Annotated in this window: 1 protein-coding gene; it reads right to left on the bottom strand. The window is 53.7% G+C overall.

What is annotated here, in order from left to right; genetic code table 11:
* Positions 1–186 precede the first annotated feature (186 nt).
* Positions 187–300 (bottom strand): PhoU domain-containing protein (locus P0G09_RS18905; protein WP_275253442.1); only part of this gene is annotated, 114 nt, incomplete at its 5' end.

Here is a 300-nt window from a genome sequence, read left to right as displayed (position 1 = left end):
GGGAAATTCTTGGTCTGTACCATAGCGTAAAACCCTCCGTTGCGGCAGCGGCGGGCGGGGACAGGGGGATGCCGGACACCCGCCGCAGCCAGTTCTTCAGGCTTTCTGGGGAAGCCTTTCTGCCTATAATACGGGCGGGTCACAGAAATAATTGCAGGAAGCTCAAATTTTTACAGAAACAAAATATCAGAACATATTTTCGTTATGATAACGCCCGCTGCGGACGAACTCCACCCACTCGGCCAGGTTCACGGCGTGGTCGCCGATGCGCTCCAGAAATATGATGACCATGAGCAGATC

Source organism: Faecalibacterium sp. DFI.5.82 (assembly GCF_029076575.1).
GTDB lineage: Bacteria > Bacillota > Clostridia > Oscillospirales > Ruminococcaceae > Faecalibacterium > Faecalibacterium duncaniae.
This window is presented reverse-complemented; position numbering and strand designations above follow the sequence as displayed.